The organism is Streptomyces sp. NK15101 (assembly GCF_020400725.1).
Classification (GTDB): domain Bacteria; phylum Actinomycetota; class Actinomycetes; order Streptomycetales; family Streptomycetaceae; genus Streptomyces.
Genome location: NZ_JAINVG010000012.1, coordinates 84,303 through 102,506 on the forward strand (window position 1 = coordinate 84,303; position 18,204 = coordinate 102,506).

Consider the following 18,204-nt stretch of genomic DNA (forward strand, 5'->3'; position numbering starts at 1 on the left):
GTGTGATGTCCGAGATGTGAGGAGATTCGCCCAGCCATTCCCCCGTGGACAGCCGGACGAATCTCCGGGGCCGATCACCCTAGTACTCAGGGGCTGCGGCCCTCATCGGCGACCCGTCTGCCCCCCGACGCGGCGGATCGTCATGCAGAGAAGCATGCCGGGGGGCGATAAACGAACGATGAACGCACTGGCCGCGCGGCTCTATGCGGCGGTCGCGGGGATCAGCAGCGCACGGACCTCTTCGGCTTCCGGGGCGTCGAGTTCGTCGAAGATTCCGAGTGCCTCCTGCCAGCAGACGAGCGCACGACCGGTCTGTCCGATGCCGAACAGGGCTCGCCCCAGGACGGTGAGGACGTTGCCCCGCCGCCACTCCCCTCCGATGCCCCGCAGCACCGTGAGGGCCATCTCGGCGTTCGACGCCGCCTGGGCGTGCCGGCGGGCGGCGATGTCCACTTCGGACAGCCGGAAGAGCGTCATGCCCTCCCACAGCCGCTGCCGGCTGTCGGCGAAGACCGCCAGCGCTTCACGGAGCTGTTCGCTCGCGGCGGTGAGCTGGTTGTCCTGGGTGAGGGCGAGACCGAGGGCGTACCGCCCGTTGGCGCCCCGGAGCGCGTGCCCCATCGCGTCGTATATGTCCGTGCCCTGCCGGGCGAGCGCTATGGCGCTCGATGTACGGCCCGTCGCCAGGTGGATGCGCGAGAGGTTGCAGAGCGCGCTGGCTTCCCCGGGCTCGTCTCCGATGCCGCGGAACCGCTCGATCGCCTCGGTGAGGTACTGCTCGCCCTCCACGAACCGGTTCTGGTACAGCGCGATGATGCCCCGGGCGTTGGCGGACCAGCAGGCCGGTACCGGATCGCCGGCCCGGTCCGCGTGCGGCAGTGCGAGTTCGGCGTCGCGGTCCGCCTCCTTGAAGCGGCCCGCCGTGTGGTGGACGCCCGCGAGGACCATGAGCGCACGGCCCTCGGCCCTGGCGTCCGCGTGGGCTCGGGCCGCATCGCGCACGACGACGCCCGTCGCCTCGAACTCCTTGGAGTTCGCCCCGGACTCGCCCAGGTCCAGGGACGCCCACAGGAGGTCCACCCCCCGCCGCAGGGTCGTCGGGGACGACGCGGACTGGCGGACGCAGGCGAGGAGGCAGTTGGCCTCCGCGTAGAGCCAGTCCTGGGCCTCGTGGCGGTCCGTGAAGGTCAGGCCCTCGTAGGACGTGGGTTCCAGGTGGTCCACCAGGCGGTCGCCCGGGCGCTCGATCGCGTACACCCGCGCCGCCGTCGAGAGGTAGAAGTCCAGGAGGCGCGAGAGCGCCGCCTCCTTCTCCGACGGGGGCTGTTCGTCGCGGTCCGCGCACGCGCGCGCGTAGAGCCGGACCAGGTCGTGGTAGCGGTAGCGGCCGGGGGCCGCCGATTCGACGAGGGACGTGTCGACGAGGGCTTCGAGGAGGTCCTCGGTGTCCCAGAGGGGGAGGTCGAGGACCGCCGCCGCTGCCGCCAGGGAGATGTCCGGGCCGTCCGCCAGGCCCAGGAGGCGGAAGGCCCTCGCCTGGGCCGGCTCCAGCTGGCCGTAGCCGAGTTCGAAGGTGGCCTTGACCGCGAGGTCGCCCGCCTGGAGCTCGTCGAGGCGGCGCCGCTCGTCGGCGAGCTTGGCCGCCAGGACCGAGACCGTCCACGTCCGGCGCGCCGCCAGACGGGACGCCGCGATGCGGATCGCCAGGGGGAGGAAGCCGCAGGCCGCGACCACGTCCAGGGCCGCCTCGCGCTCCGACTGCACCCGCTCCTCGCCCACGATCCTCGTGAACAGCTGGAGTGCCTCCTCCGGGGACATCACGTCCAGGTCGACCAGGTGCGCGCCCGCCAGGTCGACCATGCGGATGCGGCTCGTGACCAGGGCGGCGCAGCCCGCCGTACCGGGGAGCAGGGGCCGGATCTGGGCCGCGTCGCGGGCGTTGTCCAGCAGCACCAGGACCCGGCGGCCGTCCAGCGTCGAGCGGTACAGCGCCGCCCGGTCGTCGAGCGAGTCCGGGATGGCCGAATCCGGTGTGCCGAGGGCTCGGAGGAACGAGCCGAGGACCGTTTCGGGCGCGGCGGCGCGGCTGCCCGCGCCCTGGAGGTCCACGTACAGCTGGCCGTCCGGGAAGTGCGGCCGGGCCTCGTGGGCGACGTGCACGGCGAGCGTGGTCTTGCCGACGCCGCCGATGCCCGCGAGCGCCGAGACCGCCATGACGTGGCCCTCGGCGGTGGCGAGCCGGGCGCCGAGTTCCCGTACGAAGGCGGCGCGGCCCGTGAAGTCGGGGACGGTCGCGGGGAGCTGGGCGGGGCGGGCCGTGGGCGCGGCTGCGGGCGCCGGCTCCTCCACCGGGCGGGCGAGTTCCGCGTCGGCCTGGAGGATGCGCTGCTGGAGCCGGGAGAGCTCGGGGGTCGGGTCGACGCCCAGTTCGTCGGCGAGGAGCCGGCGGGTGTCCGCGTACACGGCGAGGGCCTCCGCCTGCCGGCCGCTGCGGTAGAGCGCCAGCATGAGGAGCTCGCGCAGGCGCTCCCGCAGGGGGTGCGCCGCGGTGAGCGCGGTCAGCTCGGAGACGGCCTCCGCGTGCGCCCCGACCTCCAGGTCGATGTCCAGGCGGGTTTCGAGGAGGGTGAGCCGCCACTCCTCCAGGCGGGCCCGCTGGGTCTCGGCGTACGGACCGGGTACGGACGCCAGCACCTCGCCGTCCCACAGGTCGAGCGCCTCGGCGAGCCGCGCCCGGGCGGCCGTCCGGTCCCCGGCCGCGCGGAGCTTCTCGGCCTCCGCGGCGAGCTCCTGGGCGGCGGTCACGTCGAGCGCGTCGGCGGAGGTGCGGAGCGCGTAGCCGCCGGACTCGCTGACCAGGACCTTCGGGTCGAGGACCTTGCGGAGCCGGGAGGCGTAGGTGCGGACCGCGGCGAGCGCCTGGGAGGGGGGCTCCTCGCCCCAGAGCGCGTCGATCAGCTCGTGCGCGGTGGCGGTGCGGCCGCCGCGCAGGAGCAGCGCGGCGAGCAGGGCGCGCTGCTGCGGGGAGCCGGTGGGGACGGGTTCGCCGTCGCGCCAGGCGCGGACGGGGCCGAGCACCCCGAAGCGGAGCGAGCCGGGGGAGTCCCCGCTCGTGCCGGTGCCGGTGCCGGTGCCTGTGCCGGTACCTGTACCTGTGTCATGGCCGGCAACTGTGCCGGTACCGGTGCCGGTGCCCGCGGCCGGGCGCACGTCGGCGCCCGCGGTCCCCTCGGCAGCCGTCACTTCGCCCACCGGGGCCGCCGGTCCCGGCTTCGGAGCCCGCTGCGCCGGAACTCGCGGCCCGTTCTCACGGTCCATCGCTCCCCCTGCTCCTGCCGATGGTTTCGCCCAGGACAGTCTGCCTTGTCCGGAGGGGGTCCGTCAGCATCGGGTCGGTCGTTGTGAAGCCGTTGTGAGCCGGTAACCCGGTCGTTCCGGCCCCCACTAGCTGACGGGTCGTCAGATCAGCGCTACCGTGAAAGCCATGGAGACCTTCCCGAAGATCATCTCGGTGGACGACCACACCGTGGAGCCCCCGCACGTCTGGCGGGACCGGCTCCCGTCCCGGTACCACGACACCGGGCCCCGGATCGTCCGCGCCCCCCTCAAGGAAATGACCTTCCTCGGCGGCAAGTTCGCCCCGGTCATGGGCGCCGAGGGGGACGACGGCCCGATCGGCGACTGGTGGGTGTACGAGGATCTGCACAGACCCCTCACCCGGCTGGACACCGCCGTCGGCTACGACCGGGACGAGATACGCCTCGAAGTCATCACGTACGAGCAGATGCGGCCCGGCTCCCACTCCGTGCCCGACCGCCTCGCCGACATGGACGTCAACCACGTCCAGTCCGCGCTCTGCTTCCCCACCTTCCCCCGCTTCTGCGGGCAGACCTTCACCGAGGCGAGCGACCGCGAGCTCGGCCTGCTCTGCGTCCGCGCCTACAACGACTGGATGGTCGAGGAGTGGTGCGGGCCCGAGGCGCAGGGGCGGCTGATCCCGCTCACCCTCATCCCGCTCTGGGACCCGGCCCTCGCCGCCGCCGAGGTCCGCCGCAACGCCGCACGCGGCGTCCGCGCCGTCGCCTTCTCGGAGATCCCGCCACACCTCGGGCTCCCCTCGGTCCACACGGACCACTGGGACCCCTTCTTCCGGGCGTGCGACGAGACCGGCACGGTCATCGCGATGCACATCGGCTCCTCCAGCCGGATGCCGTCGACCTCCGCCGACGCGCCGCCGGCCGTCGGCTCCACCATCACCTTCGCGAACTGCTGCTTCTCGATGGTCGACTGGCTGATGAGCGGCAAGTTCGAGCGCTTCCCGAACCTGCGGATCATGTACGCGGAGGGGCAGATCGGCTGGATCCCGTACATCCTGGAGCGCGCCGACGTCGTCTGGGAGGAGAACCGCGCCTGGGGCGGCGTCGCCGACAAGGTCACCCGCCCGCCGTCCGAGCTCTTCGCGGACCACGTCTTCGGCTGCTTCTTCGACGACGCCTTCGGGCTCCTCAACCTCGACGCGATCGGGGCGGGGAACGTCCTGTACGAGACCGACTACCCGCACTCGGACTCCACCTGGCCCAAGTCGAAGGAGGTCGGCGAGGCACAGATGGGCCATCTGCCGGCGGACGTCGTCGAGCGGATCGTCCGCGGCAACGCGATCGGGCTCCTCGGCCTGACCCCGGACGGTCTCTGGCGGCCGTAGGACGTCTCCTTCGGCGCGGACCGGGCCCTCCTCGGGGGCCCGGCCGCACCCGTGCGGGCCCCGTTCCGTACCCCGGCCCGGGCCGCTTGTCGCCCCATCGGCCCAACAAGGCTCTTCCCTGATGGCGATGCGTCATGGACTGCGGGCAAATAGTAGTCAAGTGTGCGTTTCTTGCACATCACGAGACAGCCATGGTGGACGTCCCTCCGGATGTTCACGAACGGAGCCTGTGACATGACCCCCGACCTCCCGCACATCCCACCGGCGGACGACGACATAGAGCCGACCACAGAGCCTCGCCCGGGTCCGTCCCGCCAGCCGCTTGTCTCCTCCTCCCCGGCGCTCGGCGCGCCTCCGTTCCCCGATCGGCCGACGGCGTCCCTCGCCGTACCGCCGGTTCCGCTCGCGCCGCCGACGCAGCCGGTTCCGCTCGCACCGGAGGTTCCGGTGACACCGGCGGTTCCGGTCACGACGGCGCTCCCGGCCGAACCGGAGGCCTCGGCCGAACCGGAGGCCTCGGCCGAACCGGAGTCCTCGGTCGAACCGGAGGCCTCGACCGGCCGGGAGTCCCCGGCCACCGCGAAGCCGCCGGCCGGCCCGGAGGCGCGGACCGCTGCGGAGTCCCCGGCCGGCGAGGAGACGCGGACCGCCTCTGAGCTGTCGGCCGATCCGGAGTCCCCGGCCGAGCCTGACGGTTCGGTCGAGCCCGAGTCCCCGGCCGCCTCCGAGGCCCTGACCGACCCGCAGCCGCACACCGCTCCCGAGCCCGCGGCGGCCCATGACGAGGCCCACGACGAGTCCGGTGACGAAGCGGTCCACACGCTCCTGCGGACGGCGGCGACCGAGCGGCCGGTGGAGGAGGTGGCCGCGCTGGTGGCCCGCCTCCAGGCGACCGGCGCACTCTCCAGTCCCGCGGACGTGGCGCTCCGCGCGGCGGCCGTCACCCGCCCGCTGGAGGAGGTGCGCCAGCTGCTCGCGCTCCTGAACGCGTCCGGATACGACCTCCACCAGGCCGAGACCACGCTGCGTGCCGCGGCGGTGGGCCGGCCGGTCGAGGACGTGGTGCAGCTCGTCGGCATCCTCGGCGCCGACAGCAGCGACTGGCAGTCCGCCGGGAACGGGGACGGCGGGACGCGGCAGGCCGAACCCGGCGGGGATGACCACGCGCGCCCCGGCGGGGAAGCCGCACCGGCCGCCACCGCGCCGAAGCGCGTCCGGGGCGCCAAGGGGCGGAAGTCCGCCCTGGACGGCGCACTGGCCTCGGGTCCCGGCAGCCACACCGCCTCGCCAGCGCTGCGCTCGGCACTGCGCTGGCCCGCGGCGCTCGCGCTCTTCGCCTGCGGCCTCCTCCATCTGCCGGTGGACCTCGCGGGCCTGCGCTCGGGCGGCGACCCGGAGGCGGTGTCCGCGGTCGTCACCGTGCTCTGCCTGGCGTGCGCGGTATGGCTCGCGGCCCGGGACACCCTGATCGTCTGGGCCGCCGCCGCGGGCCTCGCCATCCTCGTCATCGCGCTCCACGGAGTCGCGAGCGCACGCGGCGGCGACCTGCTGGGCAGCAGTCTCGGCACCACCTTCGCCTGGGCGAAGGCGCTGGCGCTCCTGAGCGCCGTGGGCATCGTCTGTCTGGCCGGCTCGGCCCTGGTGCGCCACGTGAGGGCGACCGGCGCGGCGGACAGCACCTGACCCACCGGAGCGCGAAGAAGAAGGCCGTTCCCCCCGCTCGGGCAGCTCAGCTGCCCGAGCGGGCGCGTTTCGGGCCGACCGGCCGGACGACGCGCTTCACGGCCGGGCCGGGCCGGGCCTGACTCGGCCGGGCCCACTCGGCCCGGCCCCCCACCCGACCCGCCCCGCCCTGCCCGGAGTCCCACCCCCCTACCCCTTGCCTGATGAACCGTCAGGTACGAGCATGGGCCTGCTCACTTAAGTGACGGTCCGTCAGATGCGGGGGTTTCCCATGGTGGTCTACGGCATGCAGCTGCCGGTCCAGTCGCAGAGCACCCTCTACGCCGAGGCCTGGGAGGCGGCCGCGGGTCCGGCGGACCTGCTCGCCGTCGCCCGCGCCGCCGAGGCACACGGCTTCGACTACCTCGCGAGCTGCGACCACGTCGCCGTCCCCCGCCGCCTCGCCGGGCCGATGAGCACCGTCTGGTACGACCCGGTGGCCACGCTCTCCTTCCTCGCCGCCGCCACCGAGCGCGTCCGGCTCCTCTCGCACGTCGCCGTCGTCGGCCTGCGCCATCCGCTCGTCACGGCCAAGGCGTACGCGACGCTCGACCACCTCTCCGGTGGCCGCCTGGTCCTCGGGGTCGGCGCCGGGCACGTCCAGGAGGAGTTCGAGGCGCTCGGCGTGGACTTCGCCCGCCGGGGCGCCGTCCTCGACGAGACGGTCGACGCGCTGCGGGCGGCCCTCGGCCCCGAGGAGTACCCGGAGCACCTGGGGGAGCGGTTCGCCTTCAAGGACCTGGGGCAGCTGCCCCGGCCCGCGCAGGAGCGGGTCCCGCTCTGGGTGGGCGGCTCCTCCCCGGCCGCCGTGCGCCGGGCCGCGCTCAAGGGTGACGGCTGGCTGCCACAGGGCGACCCGCGCGAGAAGCTCGCCGGGCAGATCCGGAAGCTGCTGCGGCTGCGCGCGGAGGCCGGGATCGCGGAGCCGATCACGGTCGGCGCGATCACCGAGGCGCTGTACGTCGGCACGCCCGGCTGGGAGGTCGGCCGGCGCACCCTGAGCGGCCGGCCGGAGGAGCTCGCCGCCTCCCTGCGCGCGTACGGGGAGATGGGCGCGCACCAGATACAGGTCCGGTTCCGCTCCCGGAGCCGGGCCGAACTCGTCGACCAGATCGCGGCCTTCGGCACGGAGGTCGCTCCCCACCTCTAGGGCCTGCTTTTCGGCCGGGCGGACCGGGCGGATCAGGCAGATCAGGCGGACCGGGCGGACCGGGCCCGGGCCGTGCGATCGCACGGCGGAGGGGGAGTCGACGCGGAGCGTTGCCGGCTGACGGCGACGCGGCTAACCGGAGTGCCGGGCCCCGTGGGCCCGGCACGGGCCGAAAGACGGAACCCAGGGAGTGCGGACATGGGAAAGCTCGACGGGAGGGTCGTCCTCGTCACCGGGGCGGCGCGCGGGCAGGGCGAGCAGGAGGCGCGGCTGTTCGCCGCCGAGGGCGCGAAGGTGGTCCTCGGGGACGTCCTGGACGATGCCGGCGAGGCGCTGGCCAAGGAGCTGGGGGAGGACCGGGCCGCGTACGTCCACCTGGACGTGACGGGCGAGGACGACTGGGCGGCGGCCGTGACGGCGGCCAAGGAGCGCTTCGGGAAGATCGACGGTCTCGTCAACAACGCGGGCATCCTCCGCTTCAACGAGCTGGTGTCGACCCCGCTCGACGAGTTCCTGGCGATCGTCTCGGTCAACCAGACCGGCTGCTTCCTGGGCATCCGCACGGTCGCGCCGGAGATCGCCGCGGCCGGCGGCGGGACGATCGTCAACACCGCCTCGTACACGGGACTCACCGGCATGGCCGGGGTGGGCGCCTACGCGGCGACGAAGCACGCGGTCCTGGGGCTCACCAGGGTCGCGGCCCTGGAGCTGGCCGCGAAGGGCGTCCGGGTGAACGCCGTCTGCCCGGGCGCGATCGACACCCCGATGAGCAACCCGGAGGGCGTGGACCCGGCGACCACGGCCGGGCTGTACCGCAAGCTCGTGCCGCTCGGGCGGATCGGCCGGCCGGAGGAGGTGGCGGCCCTGGCGCTCTTCCTGACCGGGGAGGACTCGGCGTACATCACGGGCCAGCCGTTCGTGATCGACGGCGGCTGGCTGGCGGGCGTCAGCCTTTTCTGACGACACGTCAGGTATTGACGCACCTGCGCCCCGGTGCGAGAGTCGGGCACATCAAGGAATCTGACGGATCGTCAGAAACGACGAGGACGGTGAACCCCCTTGGAATTCGGGATCTTCGTACAGGGATACGTCGGCAAGCGCGCCGAGGCCGATCCCGAAGCCGAGCACAAGGCCCTCATGGAGGAGACCGAGTACGTCATCCAGGCCGACAGGTCCGGCTTCAAGTACGCCTGGGCCTCCGAGCACCACTTCCTGGAGGAGTACTCGCACCTCTCCGCCAACGACGTCTACCTGGGCTACCTCGCCCACGCGACCGAACGGATCCACCTCGGCTCGGGCATCTTCAACCCCCTCGCCCCCGTCAACCACCCGGTCAAGGTCGCCGAGAAGGTCGCGATGCTCGACCACCTCTCCGGGGGGCGCTTCGAGTTCGGCTCCGGGCGCGGGGCGGGCTCCCACGAGATCCTCGGGTTCATGCCGGGCATCACCGACATGAACCACACGAAGGAGATCTGGGAGGAGACCATCGCCGAGTTCCCCAAGATGTGGCTCCAGGACGAGTACGCCGGTTTCCAGGGCAAGCACTGGTCGCTGCCGCCCCGCAAGGTCCTCCCCAAGCCGTACGGGAGGTCCCACCCCGCCATGTGGTACGCGGCCGGCTCCCCCTCCTCGTACGCCATGGCCGGGAAGATGGGCCTCGGCGTCCTCGGCTTCAGCGTCCAGAAGGTCTCCGACATGGAGTGGGTCGTCGAGTCCTACAAGAACGCGATCAAGGAGGCCAAGGCGGTCGGCGACTTCGTCAACGACAACGTCATGGTCACCTCGACCGCGATCTGCGCCGAGACGCACGAGAAGGCGGTCGAGATCGCGGTCGGCGGTGGGCTGAACTACCTCCAGTCCCTGTTGTTCCGCTACCACGACACGTTCCCGCGGCCCGAGGGCATCCCCGAGTGGCCCGAACTCCTCCCCGAGTACTCCGCCGAGATCATCGAACTCCTCATCCAGGAGGAGCTGATGATCTGCGGCGACCCGTCGGAGGTCCTCGCGCAGTGCAAGCGGTGGGAGCAGGCGGGCGCCGACCAGCTGTCCTTCGGGCTGCCGATCGGGATCTCGTACGAGGACACGATGAACTCGATCAAGCTGATCGGGGAGCACGTGATTCCGAAGATCGACACGGATCCGGTGCACCGCACGACCCGCATGCGCCAGTCCGCGGGCAGCTGACCCGCTCCCCACACGCACCTACTGGCCGGCGCCCCCGGCCGTGCGGGCGCCGCGCCCGGCGGGGCGGTGCCCCCCCGCCACCTCCGTGTGGGCAATCGTCCCGCAGGGCGGGACGGGTGGGCACACGGGACGGCGCCCTCCAGCGGCGCCTCCGCGTCCCGCGCCTGGACCCGCACCCGAGCGGCGGCGCACACGGGTGCGGGTTCAGGCCCATGAGCCTCGGGCGCCGGCAAGGGCGCCGTCCGTTGTGCCCACCCGTTCCGCCCCTTGCGGAACGACTGCCCACAACGGACGACGAGGCGCGGAACGACCGCCCGCACCAGGGGCGGCACTGAAGCGCGGGGTGGCGTCTTCCCGGACCGTCGCCCCGTACCTGCCCCGGCCGGAGGCCGTTCCGCGGCGGCCCCGGTCCGGGGCACATCCACGCCCGCGCCCGCACCCACGTACAGAGGACACGCACAGAGGACAGAGGACAGCGCACGGAGAGGGATCGTCATGCTCGACCACCTGATCAAGGGCGCCACCGTCGTGGACGGCACCGGCGCCCCCGCCCGCGTCGCCGACGTCGGGATACGCGACGGCCGGATCGTCTTCCCCGGGGAAGGGGCCACGGCGCGTACCACCGAGGACGCCACCGGCCTCGTCCTCGCCCCAGGCTTCGTCGACCCGCACACCCACTACGACGCCCAGCTCTTCTGGGACCCGTACGCCACCCCGTCCATGAACCACGGCGTCACCACCGTCGCCGGCGGCAACTGCGGCTTCACGCTCGCGCCGCTCCACCCCGACCGGCCCGAGGACGCCGACTACACGCGCCGGATGATGTCGAAGGTCGAGGGCATGGCGCTCAAGGCCCTCGAAGAGGGTGTCGACTGGAGCTGGTCGTCCTTCGCCGAGTACCTGGACGCCCTCGACGGCCGGATCGCCGTCAACGCCGGTTTCATGGTCGGCCACTGCGCCCTGCGCCGGTACGTGATGGGCCCGGACGCGGTCGGCGGGCAGCCCGCTCCCGAACAGCTCGCGCAGATGGTGGCCCTCCTCAAGGAGGCCATGGACGCCGGCGCCTGGGGGCTCTCCACCACCCAGTCCTCGACGCACTCCGACGGCGACGGCGCCCCCGTCGCCTCCCGCCACGCGAGCCCCGCCGAGCTGATCGCCCTGTCGAAGGCCGTCGGCGAGCACGAGGGGACGCAGATCGAGGCCATCCTCGCGGGGTGCCTCGACCAGTTCTCCGACGAGGAGATCGAGCTGTTCGTCGAGATGACCGCCGCGGCCGGGCGGCCCCTCAACTGGAACGTCCTGACCATCGACGCCGCCGTCCCCGAGCGCGTCCCGCGCCAGCTCACCGCCTCCGAGCGGGCCCGGAAGTCCGGCGGCCGGATCGTGGCGCTCACGATGCCGATCCTCACCCCCATGAACATGTCCCTCGGCACCTTCTGCGCGCTCAACCTCATCCCGGGGTGGGGGGAGGTCCTCGGCCTTCCCGTGCCCGAGCGGATCGCCAGGCTCCGCGACCCGGAGGTACGCGCCGAGATGCTGCGGCGCGCGGACTCGAAGGAGGCCGGGGTCTTCCGGCGGCTCGCGCACTTCGGCAGGTACGTCATCGGGGACACGTACAGCAGGGAGAACGACGGTCTCACCGGACGCGTCGTCGGCGACATCGCGGCCGAGCGCGGCCAGGACCCCTTCCAGGCCCTCGTCGAGATCTGCGCCAACGACGACCTGAGGACCGTGCTGTGGCCGATGCCCAGCGACAACGACCCGGCCTCCTGGGCGCTGCGCCGGGAGACCTGGGACCACGAGGACGTCATGCTCGGCGGCTCGGACGCGGGCGCGCACCTGGACCGGATGTGCGGCGCCCCGTACACGACCCGCTTCCTCGGCGACTGTCTGCGCGGCCGGAAGCTGGTTCCCCTGGAGCGGGCGGTGAAGATGCTGAGCGACGACCCGGCCCGGCTCTTCGGGCTCCGGGAGCGCGGCCGGATCGCGGAGGGCTTCCACGCCGACCTGGTCCTCTTCGACCCGGAGCGGATCGACGCGGGCCCGGCGACCCTGGTGCACGACCTGCCGGGGGACAGCCCGCGCCTGGACTCGCGGGCGGTCGGGATCGTGTCGGTGCGGGTCAACGGCGTGGAGACGGTACGGGACGACCAGGTGACCGGCGCGATCCCGGGGCGCGTCCTGCGCTCGGGCCGTGACACGAGGACGGTGAGCACGCGGTGACGACCGAGAACGTGAGGACCGGGAACGTGAGGACCGAGAAGCTCTTCATCGGCGGGCAGTGGGTCGAGCCCGACGGCGGGCACTACGAGGTGATCGACCCCGCCTCCGAGGAGGTCGTCGGGCTCGCGCCCGAGGCCTCCCGGGCCCAGGTGCACGAGGCGGCCGCCGCCGCCCGCGAGGCCTTCGCGACATGGTCCCGCACGCGGCCCGAGGAGCGGGCGGCGATCCTCGACCGGGCCGCGGACCTGATGGCCCGGGACGCCGAGGCGAACACGCTCCTCGCCCGGGCCGAGACCGGCGCCACCACCGGCACCGCGCGCGGGATGCAGGTCGCCGTCGGCGCCTCCCGGTTCCGCCGGTACGCGCGCGGGGCGATGGAGCCGGTCGAGCAGGCGCTGCCCCCGCAGATCAACGAGGCCGGTCCGATGGGGAAGGCCGGGGTGTTCGGCGCGGTGGCGGTGCGGCGCCCGGTCGGTGTCGTCACCTGCATCACCTCGTACAACAACCCCTGGGCCAACCCGGCCGGCAAGATCGCCCCGGCGCTCGCGATGGGCAACACGGTGCTCGTGAAGCCGGCCCCGCAGGACCCGCTCTCCGTGTACGCGATGACCCGGGCCCTGGAGGAGGCCGGGGTCCCGGCGGGCGTGGTGAACGTCGTCACCGGCTCCGCGCAGGCGGTCGGCGAGGCCGCCGTCGACTCCCCGGACGTCGACATGGTCTCCTTCACCGGCTCCACGGCCGTCGGGCAGGCGATCGGCGAGGTCTGCGGCCGCTCGCTCAAGCGGCAGCTGATGGAGCTGGGCGGGAAGGGGGCCGCGCTCGTCTTCGACGACGCCGACCTGGACTCGGCGGTGATGGGGATCGGCACGACCTTCGCCTTCTACAGCGGGCAGATCTGCACCGCCCCGACCCGGGTGCTGGCCCAGCGCGGGATCCACGATCGCCTGATCGAGAAGCTCACCGGCTGTCTGGCCTTCATGAAGGTGGGGGATCCGGCGGAGAAGGGGACGGTGGTCGGCCCGGTGATCTCGGCGGCCCACCGCGACCGGGTGGAGTCGTACGTGGAGCTGGGCAGGAAGGAAGGGGCGCGGGTCGTGGCGGGCGGCGAGCGTCCGGACTTCGCGAAGGGCTTCTACGTGGCCCCGACGCTGCTCGCCGACTGCACCAACGAGATGCGGGTGGTGCGGGAGGAGATCTTCGGCCCGGTCGTGGTGGTCGTCCCCTTCGACGACGAGGAGGAGGGGATCGCGCTCGCCAACGACAGCGACTACGGGCTGATCGACTACGTCTGGTCGGGCGACGTGGCCCGCGCGTTCCGTGTCGCGGCCCGGCTGCGGGCCGGCGGGGTGGGCGTGAACACGATCGGCCGGAACATGGAGGCGCCGTTCGGCGGCTTCAAGAAGAGCGGTGTCGGGCGGGACGTGGGCTCGTACGCGCTGCACGCGTACAGCGAGCTGCAGGCGGTCGTCTGGCCGGGGTGAGGGCCGGGAGAACCGGAGCGAGGGCCGGGAGATGGCCCGGAAGAACCGGGGTGAGGACCGGCCCGAAAATTTCTCGGGAAAATTTTGAAACGGACATTTAGGGCGCTGCTGCGGTTCCCGCATATCGGACACTCGCCGCCGGACCTACCGGTTGGTCGGCCGGTGAGGTTGGTCGATCTTTCAATCATTGGCGAGTGTCCGATTCGACCCCCGCAATGCAAGGCGATGATCGATCAATTGAGCGGAGTCTGTCCCTCCGGATATGGAAACCGCAGCATTTAACGTCGAGTTCATGACTCAGGTGGACGTGCGGCCGCGGGCCGGAGACACGGTAGGGGGCGCCGACGCCCCGGGCGACGCCCATGGCGTGCGCACCAAGGGCCTCGGCGGGAATTCCGTCGGCCTCATGGGCAGCGCGGTCATCGGCATCTCCACCGTCGCCCCCGTCTACTGCCTGACCTCCACCCTCGGCTCCACCGCCGGCGAGGTCGGCCTGCAGATGCCCGCGGTCTTCCTCGCGGGCTTCCTGCCGATGCTGCTCGTCGCGTTCGCGTACCGCGAGCTCAACAAGCGCATGCCGGACTGCGGCACGTCCTTCACCTGGACCGTGAAGGCCTTCGGCCCCAAGGTCGGCTGGATGTGCGGCTGGGGCCTGGTGATCGCGACGATCATCGTGCTGTCCAACCTGGCGGGCGTCGCGACCTCGTACTTCTGGCTGCTCGCCGGGGAGGTCACCGGCAACCCCTCGATCGCCGCCCTGGACGACAACAAGGCCGTCCACATCCTCACCTGCCTCACCCTGATCGCCGCCGCGACCGCGATCAGCTACCGCGGCATGACCGCCACGAAGGGCGTGCAGTACACCCTCGTCGGCCTCCAGCTGGCCGTCCTCGCGGTCTTCGTCGTGATGGCCTTCCAGAAGGCCGGCTCGGTCGACTTCCCGACCGGCGCCTCCTTCTCCTGGTCCTGGCTGAACCCCTTCTCCGTCGGCTCCTTCGCGGCCTTCACCGCCGGCCTCTCGCTGTCGATCTTCATGTACTGGGGCTGGGACACCTGTCTCACGGCCAACGAGGAGACCACCGACAGCGACAAGACCCCGGGTCGCGCCGCGCTCATCTCGATGGTCGTCCTGGTCGGCTCCTACCTGGCCACCGGCATCGCCGCCCAGATGGTCGTCGGCTCCGGGGACAAGGGCCTCGGCCTCGCCAACCCGGAGACCTCCGACAACGTCTTCGCCGCCCTCGCGGGCCCGGTCATGGGCCCCGTCCTCGGCATCGCGCTCTTCGTCGCCGTCCTCGCCTCCGCCGCCGCGAGCCTGCAGACCACCTTCATCCCGGTCGCCCGCACGGTCCTCGCCATGTCCAGCTACGAGGCGCTGCCGCCGTCCTTCGCCCGGGTCCACCCCGTCTTCAAGGTCCCCGGCAAGGCCACGATCGTGGCCGGCGTCGCCACCGGCGTCTTCTACACCGTGATGACCCTGGTCAGCGAGAACGTCCTGGTCGACACCATCTACGCGCTCGGCCTGATGATCTGCTTCTACTACGCGCTGACGGCCTTCGCCTGCGTCTGGTTCTTCCGCAAGGAGCTCTTCGGCTCCGCCCGCGACCTCGCCTTCAAGGGCGTGATCCCGCTCCTCGGCGGCCTGATGCTCACCGCCGTCTTCGGCAAGACGCTCTACGACATGTGGGACCCGGCCTACGGCTCCGGCTCCGCGGTCTTCGGCGTCGGCTCGGTCTTCGTGATCGGCGTCGGCCTGCTGCTCCTCGGCGTGGTGATCATGCTGGTCATGCAGCGCAGGAGCCCCGCGTTCTTCCGCGGCGAGGTCCTGACCAAGGAGACCCCGTCGCTGGTGGTCGCGGACTGACGCCTTCCTGAGGCGTCCCGGAAACGCGAGGGTGGCGGGCCCGTGGGGGGTCCCGCCACCCTCGTTACGTTCGTACGGCTCAGTGGTGCCCGGGGAGCAGGCGCTCCACCGCCGCGTTGGCGGGCGGCAGGTCGGGGGTGCCGGCCGGCTTGGCCTTGGGGGTCAGGACGCCGCTGAGCGGGACGACCGAGGGAAGGTTCATGCCGCCGGTGTCGGCGGCCGCGGTCCCGGCGGCCGCGCCGGCGGCACCGGCGGCGGCGAAGACGGTCAGGGCGGCTGCGGTGAGGATCCTCTTCATGCCCGCTCCAACGCGGACGGCGCGGATCCGGTTACGACCGCGGGCCGCCCGCCGTGACGGCCACCGGGTCATCCGTGGTGACGGCCACCGGGTCACCCGTCGCGACGGCCACCGGGTCACCCGGCCCGACGGCTACCAGGTCGCGCCGGCCGGCTGCCGGGTCGTCGCGTTGATCCGGTTGAAGAGGTTGGTGACCCCGATCCACAGCACGATCTGGGACAGCTGCCTCTCGTCGTAGTGCCGGGCCGCCTCCTCCCACACCGCGTCAGGCACGGCGTCCGGGCGGTCCGCGAGCCGGGTCGCGTACTCGGCGAGGGCCAGCGCCGCCCGCTCCTCCTCCGTGAAGTACGGGGTCTCCCGCCAGGCCGCGACGGCGTGCAGCCGCTCGTCCGTCTCGCCCTCTTTCTGCGACTTCAGGGCCCCGCCGACCACGCAGTACCCGCAGCCGTTGATCTGGCTCGCCCGCAGGTGGACCAGGTCGAGGGTGGTGGCGGGCACGTCGCCGCCCGACTGGACCGCCTTGACGAGCTGGAGGATCGCGGGCACGGCCTCGGGCAGGACGAGGGCGGGGTTGGTCATGCGTGCGGACACGGAGGACTCCTTAGGATGCGTGCATGTATCGGGAGACGAACTGGGTGCTGCGCCCCGGCCGCGCCGAGGACGTCGAGGCGATGGCCGAGCTGCGGGCCGAGGCCATGCGCGACGACCTGGTGCGCCTCGGCCGCTACGACGAGCACCGGGTGCGACAGCGGCTCCGGGACGGCTTCTCGCCCGCGCACGCCTCGGTGATCGAACTGGACGGCGCCCTCGCCGGGTGCGTCACGGTGCGCCCGTACGAGAACGGCGAAGGGCTCTACCTGGAGCACTTCTACCTGGCCCCCGAGACCCGGGGCCTGGGCCTCGGGACGGCGGTGCTGCGCGAACTGCTCGCCCGGGCCGACGAGGCGGGCGTGCCCGTCCGCCTCGTGGTCCTGCAGGGCAGCGCGGCCCGCCGCCTCTACGAGCGGGAGGGATTCGGGCTGGAGTCCGAGGACCCGGTGGACGTGCTGATGGTCAGAACCCCACGCCCGCGGGCTGCCGCACGGTGACGTTGAGCCGGTTGAACAGGTTGGTGACGGCGACCATCAGCACGATCGCGGCGAGCTGCTTCTCGTCGAAGTGGTCGGCGGCGGCGTCCCACACCTCGTCCGGCACCGCGTCCGAGACGTCGGCGAGCCGGGTCGCGGCCTCGGCGAGGGCGAGGGCCGCCCGCTCCTCGTCGGAGAAGTACGGCGCCTCGCGCCAGGCCGCGACCGCGAACAGCTTCTCGTCGCCGACCCCGTTCTTCTTGGCGCTCTTGGCGCCGTAGTCGACGCAGAAGCCGCAGTTGTTGATCTGGCTGGCCCGCAGGTGCACCAGCTCCAGGATCGACTCGTCGACCCCGCCCTGACGGGTGGCCTTGAGCAGGTTCTGGATCGCCGGACCGGCGTCGGCCAGGACGTACGCGGGGTTGGTCATGCGGGCCTGGGGCGTGTGCGCCATGGTGAGCACTCCTCGTTCTCCGTCGTTCGTGCGTCGCTTTCACTGCACTGACGGACCGCGCGCCGAGGATGTGACACGACCGGAGAACTTTTTCGACATTTTCTTCCGGGCCTCCGTGATCAGCCCTCCGTGATCAGGACTCCGCGATCAGAGCGGTCGCGATCGTGCGGAAGCCGAGCCGGCCGTAGAGCCGGGCCACGTCCGCGTCCGAGGCCGTGAGGAACACGAGCTCCACACCCCGGGCACGGGCGTCCGCCACCAGCGCGGCCGTGACCGCGAGCCCGAGGCCCCGGCGCCGCGCCGCCGGGACGGTGCCGACGCCGACCACCTCGGTGACGGGCCCGACGGGCTGGTGCTGGCCGGCCGCGAGGGCGCTCCCGTCGGCGTCCAGGGCCGCCGCGAGCCGCGTCCAGCCGGCCGTGATCCGGTCGGCGATCCGCGCGGCGGTGCCGGGCTGCGGCTCCGCCTCGAAGGCGGCGTACGGGGCGGCGACGGCGCTCTCCAGGGCGGGGTCGTCCGCGCCCACCATCCGTACGGTGAAGCCCTCGGGCTCCGGCACGGGGAGCGGCTCGCCCTCCAGGACCATCAGCGGGTGCTCGTGCACGGTGAGGCCGGTCGCCTCCACGGCGGCCCGCAGCCCCGGCGTCGTCTCCGCGACCCACTCGAAGGCCTCGGGCACCCCCAGTTCCCGCTGCCGGGCCCGCACCTTCTCCACGGCCTCCGGGGAGACCTCGCCCTCGTGCCCGAGCGCCGGGCGGGCGTAGTAGGGCCAGCCCCGCCCCTCCTGCACGAAGAGGGTCAGCGGTCCGAAGTCCTCGGCGCGGGCGGAGGAACGGGGGACGGTGTCGTAGTACGTCTCGATTCGGTTCAGCACCCGGCAACGGTAGGGGGCGGAGGAGGAGGCCGCAGGCGGTTTTCGAACGGGTCGGAGGGAACCCGGGACGGCATGATCCGTCCCACGGCGCGCCCGTGGAACGAGGGGGAGCCATGAGCCGCACCACGTACGCCTGCCCGGGCCGTCGTCGTACGCGATCGGCTGCCTCGGCGTCCCCGCCGAGC

At 72.7% G+C, this 18,204-nt stretch carries 14 protein-coding genes; 9 read left to right on the top strand and 5 right to left on the bottom strand.

The window, feature by feature from the left end; genetic code table 11:
* Window positions 1-201: 201 nt before the first annotated feature.
* A complete protein-coding gene (locus K7G60_RS09715; RefSeq protein WP_225800403.1) occupies window positions 202-3,318 on the bottom strand; it encodes a BTAD domain-containing putative transcriptional regulator in 3,117 nt (1,038 codons plus the stop codon).
* 166 nt (window positions 3,319-3,484) lie between these two features.
* Here K7G60_RS09715 and K7G60_RS09720 point away from each other — a divergent pair, with 166 nt between their 5' ends.
* From K7G60_RS09720 to K7G60_RS09755, 8 genes are all read left to right on the top strand, one after another.
* On the top strand, window positions 3,485-4,702 hold the full coding sequence (locus K7G60_RS09720) for an amidohydrolase family protein (RefSeq protein WP_225800404.1): 1,218 nt from the start codon (window positions 3,485-3,487) through the stop codon (window positions 4,700-4,702).
* A gap of 447 nt (window positions 4,703-5,149) precedes the next feature.
* Window positions 5,150-6,385 carry a hypothetical protein gene (locus tag K7G60_RS09725; RefSeq protein WP_225800405.1) on the top strand — a complete coding sequence of 412 codons (1,236 nt, stop codon included), beginning with the start codon at window positions 5,150-5,152 and terminating at the stop codon, window positions 6,383-6,385.
* Between the two features lie 271 nt (window positions 6,386-6,656).
* Window positions 6,657-7,574 carry a TIGR03619 family F420-dependent LLM class oxidoreductase gene (locus K7G60_RS09730; protein WP_225800454.1) on the top strand — a complete coding sequence of 306 codons (918 nt, stop codon included), beginning with the start codon at window positions 6,657-6,659 and terminating at the stop codon, window positions 7,572-7,574.
* 198 nt (window positions 7,575-7,772) lie between these two features.
* The gene (locus tag K7G60_RS09735) at window positions 7,773-8,534 is read left to right on the top strand and encodes an SDR family NAD(P)-dependent oxidoreductase (RefSeq protein WP_225800406.1); all 762 of its coding nucleotides are present in this window, start codon (window positions 7,773-7,775) and stop codon (window positions 8,532-8,534) included.
* A gap of 99 nt (window positions 8,535-8,633) precedes the next feature.
* Entirely contained in the window at window positions 8,634-9,758 is a 1,125-nt protein-coding gene (locus K7G60_RS09740; RefSeq protein WP_225800407.1) for an LLM class flavin-dependent oxidoreductase, read from the top strand.
* A gap of 495 nt (window positions 9,759-10,253) precedes the next feature.
* The gene (locus tag K7G60_RS09745; protein ID WP_225800408.1) at window positions 10,254-11,981 is read left to right on the top strand and encodes an amidohydrolase family protein; all 1,728 of its coding nucleotides are present in this window, start codon (window positions 10,254-10,256) and stop codon (window positions 11,979-11,981) included.
* A gap of 26 nt (window positions 11,982-12,007) precedes the next feature.
* A complete protein-coding gene (locus tag K7G60_RS09750; protein WP_225800409.1) occupies window positions 12,008-13,462 on the top strand; it encodes an aldehyde dehydrogenase family protein in 1,455 nt (484 codons plus the stop codon).
* Window positions 13,463-13,754: 292 nt separating this feature from the next.
* Window positions 13,755-15,326 (top strand): APC family permease, encoded by a 1,572-nt coding sequence (locus tag K7G60_RS09755; RefSeq protein ID WP_225800410.1) that lies wholly within the window; start codon window positions 13,755-13,757, stop codon window positions 15,324-15,326.
* A 79-nt stretch (window positions 15,327-15,405) separates the two neighbouring features.
* On the opposite strand, the gene K7G60_RS09760 is transcribed toward K7G60_RS09755, so the two are convergent.
* Window positions 15,406-15,624, bottom strand: coding sequence for a hypothetical protein (locus tag K7G60_RS09760; RefSeq protein WP_037676247.1), 219 nt, complete (start codon window positions 15,622-15,624; stop codon window positions 15,406-15,408).
* Between the two features lie 132 nt (window positions 15,625-15,756).
* Window positions 15,757-16,215, bottom strand: a complete 459-nt coding sequence (locus K7G60_RS09765; RefSeq protein ID WP_225800411.1) for a carboxymuconolactone decarboxylase family protein — start codon at window positions 16,213-16,215, stop codon at window positions 15,757-15,759.
* Between the two features lie 23 nt (window positions 16,216-16,238).
* On the opposite strand from K7G60_RS09765, the gene K7G60_RS09770 reads away from it, so the two are divergent.
* Window positions 16,239-16,712: a GNAT family N-acetyltransferase gene (locus K7G60_RS09770; protein WP_225800412.1), complete on the top strand. Its 474-nt coding sequence runs from the start codon at window positions 16,239-16,241 to the stop codon at window positions 16,710-16,712.
* Here K7G60_RS09770 and K7G60_RS09775 read toward each other — a convergent pair.
* Window positions 16,678-17,145, bottom strand: coding sequence for a carboxymuconolactone decarboxylase family protein (locus tag K7G60_RS09775; RefSeq protein WP_225800413.1), 468 nt, complete (start codon window positions 17,143-17,145; stop codon window positions 16,678-16,680). The genes K7G60_RS09770 and K7G60_RS09775 overlap by 35 nt on opposite strands.
* 133 nt (window positions 17,146-17,278) lie before the next feature.
* Window positions 17,279-18,019 carry a GNAT family N-acetyltransferase gene (locus K7G60_RS09780; protein ID WP_225800414.1) on the bottom strand — a complete coding sequence of 247 codons (741 nt, stop codon included), beginning with the start codon at window positions 18,017-18,019 and terminating at the stop codon, window positions 17,279-17,281.
* Between the last annotated feature and the right edge of the window lie 185 nt (window positions 18,020-18,204).